This is a genomic window from Microcoleus vaginatus FACHB-2002, assembly GCF_040004035.1.
GTDB lineage: Bacteria > Cyanobacteriota > Cyanobacteriia > Cyanobacteriales > Microcoleaceae > Microcoleus > Microcoleus vaginatus_C.
In genome coordinates this window covers 1-15,596 of the sequence record NZ_JAMPLN010000028.1, presented here as the reverse complement: position 1 = coordinate 15,596, position 15,596 = coordinate 1, and the positions used below count along the sequence as shown (strand labels likewise).

Annotated in this window: 12 protein-coding genes; 9 read left to right on the top strand and 3 right to left on the bottom strand. The window is 47.0% G+C overall.

Translation table 11 applies throughout. From position 1 onward, the window contains the following. Nucleotides 1–92: 92 nt before the first annotated feature. The gene (locus tag NDI35_RS21475) at nt 93–3,515 is read right to left on the bottom strand and encodes a PAS domain-containing sensor histidine kinase (RefSeq protein ID WP_445314502.1); all 3,423 of its coding nucleotides are present in this window, start codon (nt 3,513–3,515) and stop codon (nt 93–95) included. 591 nt (nt 3,516–4,106) lie between these two features. On the opposite strand from NDI35_RS21475, the gene NDI35_RS21470 reads away from it, so the two are divergent. Both NDI35_RS21470 and NDI35_RS21465 read left to right on the top strand, forming a co-directional pair. After that, the gene (locus NDI35_RS21470) at nt 4,107–5,081 is read left to right on the top strand and encodes a LysR family transcriptional regulator (protein ID WP_445314501.1); all 975 of its coding nucleotides are present in this window, start codon (nt 4,107–4,109) and stop codon (nt 5,079–5,081) included. A 114-nt stretch (nt 5,082–5,195) separates the two neighbouring features. After that, on the top strand, nt 5,196–6,260 hold the full coding sequence (locus NDI35_RS21465) for an anthranilate phosphoribosyltransferase family protein (RefSeq protein ID WP_445314500.1): 1,065 nt from the start codon (nt 5,196–5,198) through the stop codon (nt 6,258–6,260). A 65-nt stretch (nt 6,261–6,325) separates the two neighbouring features. Here NDI35_RS21465 and NDI35_RS21460 read toward each other — a convergent pair whose 3' ends face one another. Further along, entirely contained in the window at nt 6,326–6,454 is a 129-nt protein-coding gene (locus NDI35_RS21460; RefSeq protein WP_445314499.1) for a hypothetical protein, read from the bottom strand. Here NDI35_RS21460 and NDI35_RS21455 point away from each other — a divergent pair. From NDI35_RS21455 to NDI35_RS21435, 5 genes are all read left to right on the top strand, one after another. After that, nucleotides 6,443–7,048 carry a molybdenum cofactor guanylyltransferase gene (locus NDI35_RS21455; protein WP_445314498.1) on the top strand — a complete coding sequence of 202 codons (606 nt, stop codon included), beginning with the start codon at nt 6,443–6,445 and terminating at the stop codon, nt 7,046–7,048. The two genes, NDI35_RS21460 and NDI35_RS21455, sit on opposite strands and share 12 nt — an antisense overlap. Nucleotides 7,049–7,097: 49 nt before the next feature. Further along, entirely contained in the window at nt 7,098–8,273 is a 1,176-nt protein-coding gene (locus NDI35_RS21450) for an aminotransferase class V-fold PLP-dependent enzyme (RefSeq protein ID WP_445314497.1), read from the top strand. Between the two features lie 424 nt (nt 8,274–8,697). Further along, nucleotides 8,698–9,045 (top strand): DUF6717 family protein, encoded by a 348-nt coding sequence (locus NDI35_RS21445; RefSeq protein ID WP_015175132.1) that lies wholly within the window; start codon nt 8,698–8,700, stop codon nt 9,043–9,045. Nucleotides 9,046–9,059: 14 nt separating this feature from the next. Beyond that, nucleotides 9,060–10,409: an LCP family protein gene (locus NDI35_RS21440; protein WP_445314496.1), complete on the top strand. Its 1,350-nt coding sequence runs from the start codon at nt 9,060–9,062 to the stop codon at nt 10,407–10,409. A 75-nt stretch (nt 10,410–10,484) separates the two neighbouring features. Then, the gene (locus tag NDI35_RS21435; RefSeq protein ID WP_445314495.1) at nt 10,485–10,994 is read left to right on the top strand and encodes a pentapeptide repeat-containing protein; all 510 of its coding nucleotides are present in this window, start codon (nt 10,485–10,487) and stop codon (nt 10,992–10,994) included. A gap of 236 nt (nt 10,995–11,230) precedes the next feature. Here NDI35_RS21435 and NDI35_RS21430 read toward each other — a convergent pair whose 3' ends face one another. Then, nucleotides 11,231–12,484, bottom strand: coding sequence for an S-layer homology domain-containing protein (locus NDI35_RS21430; protein WP_445314494.1), 1,254 nt, complete (start codon nt 12,482–12,484; stop codon nt 11,231–11,233). Nucleotides 12,485–12,835: 351 nt separating this feature from the next. On the opposite strand from NDI35_RS21430, the gene NDI35_RS21425 reads away from it, so the two are divergent. Both NDI35_RS21425 and NDI35_RS21420 read left to right on the top strand, forming a co-directional pair. Further along, nucleotides 12,836–14,314 (top strand): amidase, encoded by a 1,479-nt coding sequence (locus NDI35_RS21425; RefSeq protein WP_445314493.1) that lies wholly within the window; start codon nt 12,836–12,838, stop codon nt 14,312–14,314. Nucleotides 14,315–14,648: 334 nt separating this feature from the next. Beyond that, nucleotides 14,649–15,557 (top strand): GIY-YIG nuclease family protein, encoded by a 909-nt coding sequence (locus NDI35_RS21420; RefSeq protein WP_445314492.1) that lies wholly within the window; start codon nt 14,649–14,651, stop codon nt 15,555–15,557. Nucleotides 15,558–15,596: the final 39 nt, after the last annotated feature.

Here is a 15,596-nt window from a genome sequence, read left to right as displayed (position 1 = left end):
ACGGAGAACCCTTAAATATAAGGTGCGCCATCAACACCTTACGTAGAACTTAAATATTGAATTGTGAAATCGATAACTGAAAAATCAAAACTTTAGCTCTGCTCAATTGGCAGCCGCACTCCGAAAGTCGAGCCGAGTCCTTCCCCAGGACTGTCGGCCCAGACACTGCCGCCGTGGAGTTCCACGAGATGGCGGACGATCGCCAATCCCAGTCCCAGGCCGCCGTAATTGCGCGTAGAAGTGCTGTCCGCTTGGCGGAAGCGATCGAACACAAAGGGCAAAAACTCCTTGCTGATGCCAATTCCCGTATCTCTGACAACGATCGAAACAGAGTGAACCGGAGACGGCCCAGACAAAATGGCGCCACCTGCAGCTCCCGGTTCCCCATCCTCCGAGAGTGTGATTTCCACGCGACCCGACGGCGGCGTAAACTTAATAGCATTCGAGAGCAAATTAGACACCACCTGCTGCAAACGAGTAGCATCGCCCCTCATCACGCTCACCCCTTCGTCACAAAAACTCACCAATTCAATACCCCGAGCTTCAGCATCAGGGCTCAGTGCCTTCACTGCCGTTTCTACAATCCGCACCAAATCCACCGGGAACAGCTTCAAACACACTTTGCCGCTGACAATCCGGGAAACGTCCAGCAAATCCTCAATCATCTGAGTCTGCAATCGCGCGTTTCGCTCAATAGTCTCCAAACCCACAGCCGTTTTTTCGGCACTCATCTGGCGCTGCCGCAGCATCTGGGCCCAGCCCAAAATGGCGTTCAGAGGCGTCCGCAACTCGTGAGAAAGCGTTCCCAAAAACTCGTCTTTAATCCGATTGGCCTCGGCTGCTTCCCGGTAAAGCCGCGCATTGTCGATCGCCACCGCCGCATCTCGCGCCAAATCCTCCAGCAAAATTAAATCCTCCTGCCCGCAGCGGCGGCCCGACTCCCCGCACAGCAACGAAATCGCTCCCAGCGTCCGCCCGCGAGCGATTAGCGGCACGCAGATTGCCGACAGCACCTGAGATTGGGATCGCAGCACCAACTGCAGTTCCCTGTCCGGCACAACCGCCTCGATCACCCATTCCGGTATTTCTGGGTAGAGCTTCGACTCACCAGTCCGCAGCACCTTTGCTACTCCGTGCCGTCCCTGGGGGTCTAGTGGCATACGCTGATCGATTTGCCACAGCAGAGCGACTTTGCTCGGATCTGAGTGAGCAACTGCTTGCAAGCGGATCGAGCCGTCGACATCAAGCAAATGCACACAGCACCAATCCCCCAGCCCCGGTACTGTTAAATCTGCCAAACCTTGCAGCGCCTTCTCGTAATCCAGGGAAGCCGACGACAGCAAAGCCAAAGCTTGAGCGCTAAAATAGGCTGTTTGGGCCAATCGCTGGCGATCGTCAATATCGGTACAAGTCCCGAACCATTTGAGAATTTTCCCCTCAGCGTCCCGCACGGGCAATGCCCTGCCCAGATGCCAGCGGTAAGCTCCGTCAGATGCCCGTTTAAAGCGGTATTCCACCTCGTAAGTCTTCCCTGTCTCCACCGAGGTCTTCCAGCTTTCTACAGCATCTTCCACGTCATCTGGATGCAGGGCTAGCTGCCACCCCCAGCCTTGAGTTTCCTCCAGCGTCAAGCCAGTATATTCAAACCAGCGCTGGTTGTAGTAGTCGAGCCAGCCGTCGGCTCTGGCAGTCCAAACTATTTGCGGGATGGCTTCAGCGAGGACGCGGTACAACTGTTCGCTGGCTTCTGCTTGGCGACGGGCGGCCTGTTCCCGCGCCAATGCCCAATTCCGCTGTTCTTCAGCCTCTTTGCGAGCGGTGATGTCGCTAATCACGCCGATCCATTTGCAGGGATTGCCTTGTTTGTCAAGCACTGCTTTGCCTCGATCGATCCAGTGGAGCAAGCGGCCCCGCTGGCACTGAACGCGGTATTCCTGAAAAAATGGGGCGGCAGAACTGTCTGGCGCACTCAAATACCGATCGACCGCGGCCAAAACTCGATCGCGGTCGCTTGGATGCAAGATACTGTTCCAAGCGGCTCTTGTCCTCGGAAATCCGCCTTTTGCGTACTCCAAATGTTCGTCTACGTGACCGAACCACAGCACGATCCCGGTTTCGATATTCCATTCATAAATTAAATCACTGGCACTTTCGGCAGCAATCCGAAACCGCTCTTCAGACTGTCGCAGCACTTCCATAAATTTAAAGCGTTCCGTCACGTCCAAAACCAGAGACAGCACCGATACCAACTGTCCAGAATCGCTGTAAAAAGCCGAATTGTACCATTCGCAATGCACCAACGAACCACCCTTATGATAATTGCTGTTGCGAACTACATTGCAGCGACGACCGGGTTTTTTTAAACCATAAACTGCCGATTTTACCTCTTCAAAATCACCCTGATCAATAAATTTCCATTCGCTAAAATGCTTCCCTAAAACTTCTGTTTCCTTCCACCCAAAAATCTTCTCTGCTGCCGGCGACCAGCCGCTAACCCTAAAATTTTCATCCCACTCAATCACCGCTAGGGGAGTATTTTCAAAATGAGAAGTTAGTTTTTGCAGCGCCTCGCGCAGGGATGCTTCTACTTGCTTGCGCTTAGTAATATCGCCAAAAGAAATAGCAATGCCGTCGCCCAATTTAACGGTCATCATCCGAAACCAGCCGACAATGCCTTCCCTGTTGTAATAAATCTCGGTATCGAGGGGAATTCCTGTTTGTACAACTTGCACGTAACGGTCGAACAAACCGTTATCTTTATGACCGGGCAAGACTTGCAGCAATCGCTTGCCGATTAATTCTTCAGGTGTACGTTGTTGAAGTTTTGCCGCTGCGGGATTGACGTATTCCCATTCAAAATCCACAATTGTGGATTCGTCACGAATGCTGCGGAACACGTTAAATCCGTCTAGAGATAATTCCTGAAAAACGCGGAAGCGTTCTTCACTTTCTTGCAGCTTTCCTAAAGCGTCAAGCAGTAGTTCTTCGACTCGCTCGCGCTGGGTTATTTCTGCGAGCAATTGCTCGTTAATTTGCTGGAGTTCGGTTGTGGGGAATGATCCGGAATTTTTAATGGCAGAGTCGGCTTGCCGTCGATCGACCTTTTGGGCTAAGAGCGCCGTATGTGCTGGAAAAGAGGCCGCCCCAGCCAAAGACAAGACTTGAGAAATCCAGGGTATCAGGGACGCTACAGCCCACAAAGAGATGATAGCGGTCAAGGCGGCGATCGAACTTGACACCCAGTAGTTGGGATGCACCAGCATCCAAACTTGCATCAAGTGAGTTGTCCCGCCACAGAAAAACAAGGCTCCCAATAGGAGAAACCCCTTGCTCAAAGGCACGTTCCGCTGCTTCCGGGCATAGTATGTCAGAAGTGCTGGAATTGAATAATAAGCCAAGGCAATTAACAAATCGCTGACCGCGTGCAGTCCCATCAACTGGGGTTGCCACTGGCAACAGCCATCTTGGGGAATAAAATTGTGGTTAAATGACATAATCTTAATAAATGGCAGCATTTCGGCTTTCCTGTGCGATCGATCCTAGTTGCACTTGTGTTGCTGACCCGCTAGTTTCTAGTTTATACACAAAAAAACATAAAACAAAAGTGACTTTAGTCCAGGGAGGAAAGTTCACAGCAGGCTTTAACCTGCCTGCAATATTCGTACATTTATTGAGAGGTTTAGGGAGAGTGAGGTACTATAATTCCCAAGGAGGTACGAAATTCACTGCTATCTTTTGAAGTCACAACTTACGGAAAAACAGAGCAATTGAGCGCACTTGATGAAGGGATTACGAGAGTGCCGTTCATTGAAACGGTTTAGCTAGAAGCTGGCAATATTCGATAAATTCATCTTTATTGAATCTATTTTTTGATAAATTTGCAGATTCAGAAATCCCTTCAACATAGGAGAATCGACCTCTAATTGGAGGCTCAGAAATCCTGCCGGAGCAGATTGATGCTTGGAGCGTAGCATCCCCGCATCTCGCCCCGGAATCAAAACTAATCTGTACCTGTATCAAAGTCTACTAAATTCTGCTACTAAATCGGTTAATGTCACAGATTATATTCCAGTAAAATTTCTGAAACCATCTCGAATTAAACCTCCATGCGCTTAGAGCAGCTTCAAGCATTTCTTTCAGTTGCTGAAACTGGTAGCTTTCAGCAAGCGGCCCGGAAGTGTGGCGTTACCCAATCGACTATTAGCCGCCAAGTGCAGGGATTAGAAGCGGAAGTGGGTTTGTCGCTGTTTCACCGCACGGCCCACGCGAAACTGACTGTGGGAGGGGAATGCCTGCTGCCTCACGCTCGCAAAATCTGTCAGACTTGGCGAAATGCTGCTGAAGAATTGGGAGACTTACGGGCGGGAAAGCAGCCGGAACTCTGCGTGGCTGCGATTCATTCGGTTTGCGCTGCTTATTTGCCGCCTGTGCTGCAAAAGTTTTGTCGCGACTATCCAGACGTGCAGTTGCGGGTGACTTCCCTCGGGAGCGATCGAGCCCTGAAAGTCCTCAAAGACGGTTTGGTGGATATAGCGGTGGTGATGAACAACCGCCATTTTACCCAAGCCCCGGAAATGTTGGTTGAGGTGCTCTACAATGAGCCGGTCGAGGTGTTGATGGCGGCGGGTCATCCCCTGGCCCAGTACGATCGAGTACCTTGGCCGGAATTGATTTGTTACCCGCAAGTGGTGTTTAAGGACGGGTACGGAATGCAGCGGATGGTGCAAGAACAATTTGGACGCATGGGTGCTAAACTTCATGCTGTTTTGGAACTCAACACTCTTGATGCTTTTCGGGGTGTGGTGCGACAGGGAGAATTGATTGCTTTGCTGCCGCATTCAGCTTTGGTGGACGCCAAGGGCGATCGCACTTTAGCCGTTCGGTCGATCGCCCAAGAGCGGTCAAATTCCAAGGTTTCGACGATCGGTCAATTGGCAGCCGATCCGACTTGGACTCGCGAAGTGGTGTTGGTGACAACTCACGATCGAATGCAAATTCCGCCGATCGCCCATTTCTGGAATCTGGTACGCGAATTTGTGCCGCCATTTGATGTAATCAAGCTAGAAAAATCAGGGAGTTAATTCGATAATTTTGAATTGAATTTTGGGAAGTTTAAATTTAAACGGATTCAAATATTACCAATTACTAACTACCAATTACTAACTACCAACTACCCATTACTAACTTCAAAAGTTATGAGTGACGCATTTAGAGAATTGCTGCGAAAAATTGGCAGCGGAGTACACACAGGAGAAAACTTAACTCGCTCCGAAGCAGCAGCAGCTACGCGGATGATGCTGCTGGGGGAAGCAACACCAGCTCAAATCGGAGCTTTTATGATTTCCCACCGCATTAAACGGCCCACCGGCGAAGAATTAGCCGGAATGCTTGATGCTTATGAAGAATTGGGCCCTATGCTTGCCCCCCCAAACCGAGAAAAAGGTTTTTCCGTCTCTACCGTGGCCGTGTTTGGCGTTGCTTACGACGGGCGATCGCGCACGGCTCCACTTAGCCCTTTAACCGCCCTAATTTTAGCCGCCTCTGGCGTCCCAACCATCATGCACGGGGGGGATACCATGCCAACGAAGGAAGGCATTCCCCTGATTGAAATTTGGCGGGGTTTGGGAGTAGACTGGAGAAAACTGAGTTTAGAAAAAGTCCAGCAAGTTTTTGACAATACGGGTTTGGGTTTTGTTTACCTTCCCAAGCATTTTCCTCAAGCCACCGCTTTAGTTCCCTACCGCCGCGAAATCGGCAAACGGCCACCTTTTTCGACAATGGAGTTGATGTGGTGTCCCTGTGCCGGGGACGTTAACGTCATCTCCGGCTACGTCCACCCGCCGACAGAAGGTATGTTTCAAAAAGCCTTTGAGTTGCGGGGAATCAAAAATTATACCACAGTCAAAGGATTGGAAGGAAGCTGCGATTTGCCGCGCGATCGCACTGCGATTATCGGCATTGCTAAGCCGGATGCCGAGTTCGAGCGAGTGCTTTTAGCTCACGGAGATTACGGTTTTAGCAACACAAATCCTGCCTTTGAATCAGCCCCAGAGTTATTAAAACAAATGCAGGAAGTGTTGCTGGGAAAACCCTCGGAATTGATGCAGTCCGCTATCTGGAACGGCGGATTTTATCTGTGGCGCAGCGGAGTTTGTTTGGATGTAAACTCGGGTTTGATTCAGGCAGAAACTTTATTGAGTAGCGGTCAAGTGGTGCAAAAACTGGAGGAAGTTAGCCAAGCCGTTAGTGTTTTGAGTTGAGAATGATTAATCAGGTTTTGTGTGCAGTGGGCACGCTACATTGAGCAGCTTTTATACACAGCACCCTACATGAAGAAATTTTTCTTCCTTCTTCGCTCTTCCCTCTTGGCTCTTCCCTCTTCCTGACATCCGTTACATCCGTTACATAATCCGTTGCCGAACTTCCCTCTTCCTTCTTCCCAATGACTAATCATCAAATTGCTGTAATTGTGCTTGCAGGCGGTCAAAGTTCGCGGATGGGTAGGGATAAAGCTCTGCTGGAAATTGAGGGCAAATCCCTATTGCAGCGGGCGTTGGAAGTTGCCGCAGTTGTAACGCCAGCAGTTTATGTTCTGACTGCTTGGCCCGATCGCTATCGATCGACCTTAACCGAAACATCCCAATTTCTGGTAGAGTACAATCCGGGCTCCGGGCCCTTGGTTGCATTGACTCAGGGATTGACAGAAATTGCCGCCGAGTGGATTTTACTGTTAGCTTGCGATTTGCCTTTGTTGGATGCCCAGATTATTCAGAATTGGGCAAATCAGTTAACAGAATTTCCCCCATCTACTTTAGCAGTTGTGCCTTATCAAAATTCGCGCTGGGAGCCTTTGTGCGGCTTCTACCGCCAACAATCTCTGCCCAGCTTGCAAAGTTTTATTGACAAAGGGGGACGTTCCTTTCAAGTGTGGTTAAATCAAATTCCCGCAATCCCTTTACCTGTAGGGGAACGAGAAGCAGTAATGTTATCCAATTGCAATACATTAGAAGAGTTTGAGCAATTAAAAGGTAAAATGGGTAACGGTTGACGGTTGACGGTTGACCGTTGAGTGACTAACTACTAATTACTAATTACTAATGATTAACCAATATTGGTTGCTCGATCGCGATATAACTTTCCTCAATCACGGCTCTTTTGGGGCTTGTCCGATTCCCGTACTGGAAGCACAAACCATTTTTCGAGAACAACTGGAAAGAGAACCATTGCGCTTTTTACTGCGGGAATTTGAACCCTTGTTGGATAATGCGAGAAATCAGTTAGCAGCATTTCTCGGTGCGGCTGAGGATGACTTGGCGTTTGTGCCGAATGCCACGACGGGAGTAAATGCTGTTTTGCGATCGCTCTGTTTTTCTCCGGGCGACGAATTGCTAACTACAAATCAGGAATACAACGCTTGCCGCAACACACTTAATTTTGTAGCCGAGCGTACAGGCGCTAAAGTAATAGTAGCAGAAGTCCCCTTTCCCATTGAGTCACCAGACCAAATTATTGAAACAATAATTAAGTCCGTTTCACCGCAAACAAAGTTAGCTTTATTAGACCATGTTGTCAGCCAAACAGGTTTAATCTTTCCCATCAAACAGTTAGTCGGTGAGTTAGCTAACCGTGGCGTAGATGTATTAGTAGACGGAGCTCACGCGCCGGGAATGGTAGCGCTGAATTTAGATGAAATTGGGGCGGCTTACTATACGGGAAATTGCCACAAGTGGCTGTGCGCGCCGAAAGGTGCGGGCTTTTTATACGTGCGGCGCGACAAGCAAAATGCCATTCGCCCAACTACTATTAGTCACGGTGCTAACTCGCCCCGCGCTGATAAATCGCGCTTTCAGTTAGAATTTGATTGGATGGGAACTGTCGATCCGAGTCCCTATTTGTGCGTGCCTGTAGCTATTGATTTTATGGGTTCTTTATTGAGCGGCGGCTGGCCGGAATTGAGGGCAAAAAATCATGCTTTAGCATTGGGGGGGAGAAAAATATTGGCGGACAAATTAGGTTTGCCACTGCCTTGTCCTGATGAAATGGTTGGTTCAATGGCTGTTGTGCCACTGGCCGACTCCCAGTCTGATGTGGTTGCAAAGGGAGGAATTCCCCCTTTGCAAGAGGCGCTATGGGAGATTTTTAAAATTGAAGTTCCCGTGATTCCTTGGCCGGATGCTAGTAAGCAGTTGGTGAGGATTTCGGCTCAGTTGTACAATACTTTGCCACAGTATCAATATTTAGCTAAGGCGCTGGTTGAGCTGACGAAAATTTGAGCTGAAGCTTCCCGAAAAGAAACATAACACCCAGCTACAAACAGTTATAGGTTTCTAGTTAGGGTGGAGTTTCCATACTTTTGGTGAATACAGAGTATTCGTCCTTACTACCAACATAATAACTGTTAGAAAAAAAGGCATAATTAGAGGTAAAAATCTGGCACTTAATAACCTTTAACCTTTTTTAAATTTGCCACTCTTTACCTCAAATAAAAAAAATAAAAAAACTGCTCTCAAGCCCGATAGCCCTAGATTTCTCCAATCCGTCCCAGCCTAATAAAGTTTGTAAATAACTCGCGAAATTTCTTAAGTTAAAACAGGGTTGTCAAATCGGATAGCACACAACTTCCGCGCCACAGAATATAATGTATCCACATTTGCATTTTCGCAGACAAAACAAAGGAAGGGAAAAGAGGAGAATACCATGTCCAATGCCATGATGGTAATTTACCCCTATCGCGAACAGTACACCTGGGTTTTTGACGACGAGCGAGTCGGACTTGTCCGAGAACCATTTGTTCAGGGCGTCCCCGAAATGATTAACGCGCTTGTCGCAGACATTCCCAATGCCGCTCAAGGTTTCCGACTTTTATTTTCAGCGAATCCATTTCCCGGATATCAAGCAGAAATGCTGTGGTTGAAAGCAGAATACGGCGGTAACTGGTATCGGTGGGAATCGAAAAATCTCGAAGGCTGGCTGTGTCCGGCTATGTTCAAATACTTTCCAGAAGCACCGCCCAAGTTTTACTGCAAAGCTGAAAAACTGCAATAACCAACAGCAAGTCCATGAAAAACTTGTCAATTTTTAAAAGAAACTTTGTTCAACCAGTCGATCAAATATCTCGAAAAAAGCCTAAATTTTTCGTGTATATAGTGGGGCTATTTTTCCTAGTCTTCACCGCCGCCATCTCGGCCACAATGGGGGCAATTACTGCCCTGTTAGCTCCCGTGGAACCGCCAATTATCAATAGAGTATTAGAGGCGACTGGCTTTGACTATCTATCCTCCAACCGCTCTGGATACCGCCTGTCGCGGTCAGTTAATATCTTGATATTGGGAATTGACCGCGTGCCGGAAGCGGCGGCTAATTCCCCTAAGATTTTTGAGGGTCGCAGCGATACCATACTCTTATTTCACCTCGAACCTAGAGATAAATCTATTAGTTTGCTTTCAGTTCCACGAGATACTAAAGTCGAAGAGCCCGGAATTAGCTTCAGCAAAATTAGCGAAGCTAATGCTAGGGGAGGAGCAGCTTTGGCGACGCAATTAGTTAGCAGTATGCTGAACAATACGAAAATTGAAAGATACGTGCGAGTCAGCAGCAATGCGTTTCAGGAATTAGTCGATTTGTTGGGCGGAGTTGAGGTATTTGTACCTCGCGCGATGTCCTATACAGATACCGCCCAAAAGTTAAAAATAAACTTAGGCCAGGGATGGCAAACTCTCAACGGAGAACAAGCAGAACAATTTGCTCGATTTCGCAACGACGGTTTAGGAGATATTGGCCGCATTCAACGGCAGCAATCTTTAATTCAAGCTATTCGGGACCGCCTCGCAAGTCCATCAGCATTGGTGCGCTTGCCACAAATTGTTCGATTGATGCAAAAATATGTGGATACAAACCTAAGTTATGAGGAAATATTGACGCTAGCCAATTTCGGTTTGCAATTGGAGCGAGAGAATTTTAAAATGGTAATGTTGCCGGGAAGTTCTAGTTCAGAAACAGGGGATTTGAGGAGTTATTGGATTGTAGATGCGATCGGGCGCGATCGCATTATGACACAATACTTGAACCTCGGCGTGCCGGATTTTGAACAAGGACGAATTCGCAATCCCAGCGAGTCCCTGTTGCCCAAAAACCTCAAAATATCTGTCCAAAACGCTTCTAGCAAACCGACAACCGCCAAAAACGTTGCTGACTTTCTCACAAAAAAGGGGTTTTTTAATGTATCTGTAGTGCAGGATGCGCCCCTGAAGCAGCGTCAAAGTCAAATTATTGTTCAGCAAGGCGATTTAGAGGCAGCCAATCTACTGCAAAAAGAATTAGGAGGCGGTAAAATTGAAGCATCTTCTACGGGTGAAATCAATTCTGACTTGACACTTCGCGTTGGCGAAGATTGGGTAAAGCGATTTTAATTAGTTATTAGTCATTAGTCAGCAGTCAACAGTCAACAGTCAACAGTCAACAATGCCCAATTCCCCCTTCCCATCATGAAAAGTGTTTTGAGAATTTTCCTGAGCCTGTTTGTAAGTTTAGTGTTGGCTTTTGGGTGGGTGCTGCTGAGTGCTACTCCGGCATTTGCCCTGCCCAAAACAAGTATTAATTACACAAATATTAATTTGTCCGATCGCGATTTTTCCAACTCTGATTTAGCGGGGGGAACATTTGTCGCCGCTGAAATGCGGGGAACAAATTTTCAAGGTGCTGATTTAACTAATGCGATTTTGACTAAGGGAGTTTTGCTGAATGCCAACTTGTCAGGTGCCAACCTCTCCGGTGCTTTGGCAGATAGAGTTACATTCGACGGCGCTAATTTGACAAATGCTAATTTTTCCGGGGCAATTATGACTCGAACTCGGTTTTTTGATGCTGCCATTTCCGGCGCTGATTTTACTGACGCGATTATCGACGCTTATCAAGTGAGTATCCTGTGCGAGAAAGCAGATGGTGTCAATCCCGTGACGGGAGTTTCTACCCGCGAAAGTTTGGGATGTCCGTAGAAACTCACAATTTTAAAAATTCCTGATTAATTGTTTGGTTAGATGCACCTGTAAGCTGTTCTGCCTTTAAATTGTATGTCAAAAAAAATCAAAGTCTTGTGGGGAGTAGGGGTTGGGCGTCCCGCCCGCCCTGAATATACAATTTAAATGCGCGACAGCTTAGCGAGGTAAAATACACAAATTAAAGCCCCTCTCCTGTAAGGCGAGGGGTTTGAGGAAATTTCCAAGTATCGGCTCTATCGAGCGCTACAAATGCCTGTGCTGGCAGTACCAACTACCAAATCGGAATTCAAAAGCAAATCTAAATCGGTGTCAGGATTAACAGCATACAAATCGACTTTATCTCGACCCAAAAACACCCCGATCAAAGTCCCGATTCCCGCACCGCCGAGCACCTCTTCAGTCGCGATCGCCCGATCGCCCGTAACCCCTGCAATCGCCGCCGCTGCTGCTGCACCCAACGCCGTATTCTTAACCAGATTACCAACATTAACGCCCTTGGTAACAGTTTCTTTCCTAGTAATCAGTTGCGAAGTGGCATTGAGAGGCACTCTGCTGCCGTTGAGTATACTTAATTCTTGAGCCACAAACTGAACACCGGAAGCAGTCGATCGCAATTCGCCACTAATTTTCGAGCCTTCCGGTATCAGCACTTGGCCATTATTGCCCGTGATATCCGCAGCTACAGTCAGCGTAATCGGAGACTTGTCATTAGGGGCGAGCAAAATCTTGCCTTTTGTGTACTCGATGGGGATAGTCACCCCCCTGGGAATTTGCACAGCAACAGATTCGCTAACATCAATCTTAGCAATGTAAGGAGAATTAATTGGTCTTGCTTGATTGGTACTCACTAATGTTTGATAGATAAAAGCCGCTACTTCAGCTCGCGTTGCTGACTTGTTCGGTTTGAGAGATTTAGGATTGGGATAGCTGACAACTAACTGTTTTTCAGTAGCAGCAGCAACGCTTTTGGCAGCATAACTTTGAATCTCACCCGCATCATTATAGTAGCTGAGAACATCTTGAAAATCGCACGTAGGCTCATAGCCCATTCCGTTATTTAAAGCGACTACAACTTGAACGCGAGGAATCTGCTGTGTCGGTCTGAAAACATTGCCGGGATAGCCAGACATCCATCCCATTTCGTAAGCTTCTGCGATCGCCCCGCTTGCCCAAAAATTAGACGGAACATCGGCAAACCTTACAGCAGCGCGGGTTTTTGGCTTTTTCACAGAACGCACCATTGCCGCGAATTCAGCCCGCGTTACCGGTGCATCCGGGCGAAAACTACCATCGGGAAATCCTTTGATAATGCCTCTTTCTGACAAATCTTGAATAAAGTCTTTTGCCCAGTAGTTATTATTAACATCCGAAAAAGCTGTCTGAGCAAAAGAAGGCGCGGGAGCTAGCATCGGCGCTGCGGTTCCGGCAACTGTTCCCAAGGTTAATAAAACAGATGTACCAGATTTAATGCGATGTAATACAGACATTTTTGATTCTCCAATTTACACATTTTTTTATTGAGGATAACTAAGCTTTTGATAGGCTGATTGATTCCTGCCCAAGTTGCTCTTTCCCTCAGTTATGTAATCATTATTGAATTGTTTTATTTTTCGTGCGGGGAAGATACGGTCTTTTAAAATAAATGTTTTTATTCTTGGTGTGGAATTGTAAAATGCTTAAATTCCTTAAAATCCTTATGTTGCTTATCTCCCTTATCTACCTGGTCTCTGCAATTAACAGGATTTAGGGACAAAACCGAAAGCCGTTGGAGATTAGTTAACTATATTAACTAAAAGTGAATATAATTGAGTCGATCGAGAAATACCTGTTTGTTGCTTATGAGTAGCCTGACGTTTGCCTCTGCCCATCAGCTAGCGCGAATGATTCGCGATCGCCAAGTCTCTGCCGTCGAAGTTCTCGACGCTTACCTTACTCAAATCGCAAAGCACAACTCGCAATTAAACGCCATTTGTACGCTGGATGAAGACAATGCTCGTACTAGAGCAAGACTTGCCGATGAAGCCCTAGCCAGAGGAGAAAACTGGGGTGCTTTACATGGGGTTCCCATCACGATTAAAGACATTTTTGAAACAGCCGGACTCCGCACCACAGCAGGCTATATTCCCCTCAAAGATTATGTGCCTCAACATGATGCAACTGCGGTTGCGAGATTGCGGGCAGCAGGTGCTGTCATCATGGGAAAAACCAACATGGCGGAACTGGCTGCCGATTATCAAAGCACAAATTCTCTGTTTCCACGGGTGAATAATCCTTGGCATCTTGACTACACACCTGGGGGCAGTTCTGGAGGGAGTGCCGCTGCTGTCGCCGCCGGACTTTCACCGTTAGATTTGGGCAACGATTTCGGGGGTTCGGTGCGTCAGCCTGCTCATTTCTGCGGCATATATGGTTTAAAGCCGACAGATCGCCGTATTTCTACAGCAGGGCAGATTCCTGAAGTGCCGGGAATGCCACTGTCTATTCGGCAAATGATGACCGTTGGGTGTTTTGCTCGATCGCTCGAAGATATCCGGCTATGTTTTTCATTAATTGCAGGCGCGGATCTGCGACGCCCTGATGTCCCGCCGGTTCCGCTCGATCGACCCTCGGGCAAGCCTTTGCAGCATCTCAAAATCGCTTGGACTGCTGAATGGGCCCAAGTTCCCGTTGCTTCTGAAATTCGAGCAGCTATGGAGTCGATCGTGCAGACACTCTCTGACGCAGGTGTCCAAACCGAACGCTGGCTTCCCAAAGACTTTGACCTTTCCAAAATATTGAATCTCTACGGACGGATCTCAATGTACCTCACTATCTACGCTCAACCGCAGGATAGATATAACCTGCGTCGCAGTTTAGAGTTAATTTTCCGCACCGCAACCCAAGGCGACAAGGAACTCCGAAAATTGGGAGATTTCAGCAGATTGCTACCTGAGATATTGAATCCAAGTTTGAAAAGATATTTCGAGGCACTCACACAGCGCGATCGCTTCACTGCCCATATAGATGAGGCATTAGAACCGTGGGATGTCTGGCTTTGTCCCGTTGCTGCAACCGCTGCGTTTACTCACCGTCCCGCTTGGAGTGCAGTTGACATTGATGGCAGATCCTATCCTTATTCAGTGGCAAACGGAGCTTACACCATGCCTTTTAATCTTAGCGGACATCCTGCCGTGGTAATTCCAATTGGACAAACTCAAAATGGTTTACCGATTGGAATGCAAATTGTTGGTAAGCGGTGGCGTGAAATGGAGTTGTTGGCGATCACAGAAGCGATCGACAAAGTGGTTGGTAGCTTGCAACACCCACCTGGTTACTGAGCATTTTATCAAGTTTCACTTGATGGTCAAGAATACAATCAGTGGTAGGGTTCGTCAGGTTTGAGATTTTTAATTTACACGGAAAGTATGAATCTGACGCACCGTTTTTTGCCGGCGTGCGTCAGTTGTGAGATTGTTAGTTTATAGCGAAAATAATGCTAGCTGACGCACCCTACTTGATTGTTACTGCTGTCTAATGACTACCTTGTCTCTAGAATTAACAGGATTTACGGACAAAGCGGTTTGAGAAGAACTGCGAGTTCCCTTGACATTAGCGCGCCCACATGAGAATATTAGCTCTAGAGACACATCGCATCAACTAGAAAACAAAAATATGAGTGCAGACGAACAGATCTTGCAATTACCTCATATAAGTTTAAAGAGCAGAACACTACTGCCCGAAGAATCTGGAATATATTACGTTGTAGATGAAAACTCCATAATTTGGTACATCGGAAAAGCAAAGAATCTTCGTACCCGGTGGACAGGTGATAGTCACCACAGACTAGATCAACTACAAAAGCAACGAAAAAAACAGTTTACTATCTACTACGAATTATTGCCTGAATCGCTACTTGATATTATCGAACAGCAGCGGATTGAGCATTACAGCCCGCAGTTGAATGGAACTCAAGTCAAGGCTAAGAAATTAGCTCCCACAGAGAGATTATTACGGGAAACGTTATTTAGCCTAGCCCCTTACAGTTTTGTATTAGGTGTAGAATCCGCCCGAAAAGAAGACCTTAAATTTATCGAAACTTCTATCTATTGGCAAGATAATTGGAGAGTAAAAAAGGCTGTTTTGCCTCTGACTTTAATACATATTTGCATAAATCTAAGTGAATTAGGCTACAACTGGAACTCAGAAATGCGTTTCCTGAGAAGGATTTTTAGAAAGCGCAGTAATTATTATACTAATTGGGAATTTGCTTATACTTATAAAGGTAAACCCATTTATGAATTAGCCGTGAGAAGATTGTTGGTTAATGGGTTAGTTATAGAAGTATATGGAATCGATCGAGAAGCATTACAATACATTCAAGGGTACGATTTGACTCAAGTGGCAAATGTAGAGGTTAGGGCTGTTGATGAAGCTTCTTTAGCCATCTTAAAAAATAAGTGTTTGCTTGGGATTGGAGGGATATCTTTGGCTAAAGATAACCAAGATGGTAATTGCTCAACTAGGGGAAAAAAGGGAGCCATCAATAGAGAGAGCTTCTTGAATGGATTGATAAGCAGTTAAACCCTGTCGCTTCCCAGTATTGACAACTGAACGAACGGC

What these genes read in the sequence shown, in the direction of transcription:
- NDI35_RS21475 (WP_445314502.1), bottom strand. Translation starts at nt 3,515, where the DNA reads ATGCTGCCATTTATTAAGATTATGTCATTTAACCACAATTTTATTCCC.
- NDI35_RS21470 (WP_445314501.1), top strand. Translation starts at nt 4,107, where the DNA reads ATGCGCTTAGAGCAGCTTCAAGCATTTCTTTCAGTTGCTGAAACTGGT.
- NDI35_RS21465 (WP_445314500.1), top strand. Translation starts at nt 5,196, where the DNA reads ATGAGTGACGCATTTAGAGAATTGCTGCGAAAAATTGGCAGCGGAGTA.
- NDI35_RS21455 (WP_445314498.1), top strand. Translation starts at nt 6,443, where the DNA reads ATGACTAATCATCAAATTGCTGTAATTGTGCTTGCAGGCGGTCAAAGT.
- NDI35_RS21460 (WP_445314499.1), bottom strand. Translation starts at nt 6,454, where the DNA reads ATGATTAGTCATTGGGAAGAAGGAAGAGGGAAGTTCGGCAACGGATTA.
- NDI35_RS21450 (WP_445314497.1), top strand. Translation starts at nt 7,098, where the DNA reads ATGATTAACCAATATTGGTTGCTCGATCGCGATATAACTTTCCTCAAT.
- NDI35_RS21445 (WP_015175132.1), top strand. Translation starts at nt 8,698, where the DNA reads ATGTCCAATGCCATGATGGTAATTTACCCCTATCGCGAACAGTACACC.
- NDI35_RS21440 (WP_445314496.1), top strand. Translation starts at nt 9,060, where the DNA reads ATGAAAAACTTGTCAATTTTTAAAAGAAACTTTGTTCAACCAGTCGAT.
- NDI35_RS21435 (WP_445314495.1), top strand. Translation starts at nt 10,485, where the DNA reads ATGAAAAGTGTTTTGAGAATTTTCCTGAGCCTGTTTGTAAGTTTAGTG.
- NDI35_RS21430 (WP_445314494.1), bottom strand. Translation starts at nt 12,484, where the DNA reads ATGTCTGTATTACATCGCATTAAATCTGGTACATCTGTTTTATTAACC.
- NDI35_RS21425 (WP_445314493.1), top strand. Translation starts at nt 12,836, where the DNA reads ATGAGTAGCCTGACGTTTGCCTCTGCCCATCAGCTAGCGCGAATGATT.
- NDI35_RS21420 (WP_445314492.1), top strand. Translation starts at nt 14,649, where the DNA reads ATGAGTGCAGACGAACAGATCTTGCAATTACCTCATATAAGTTTAAAG.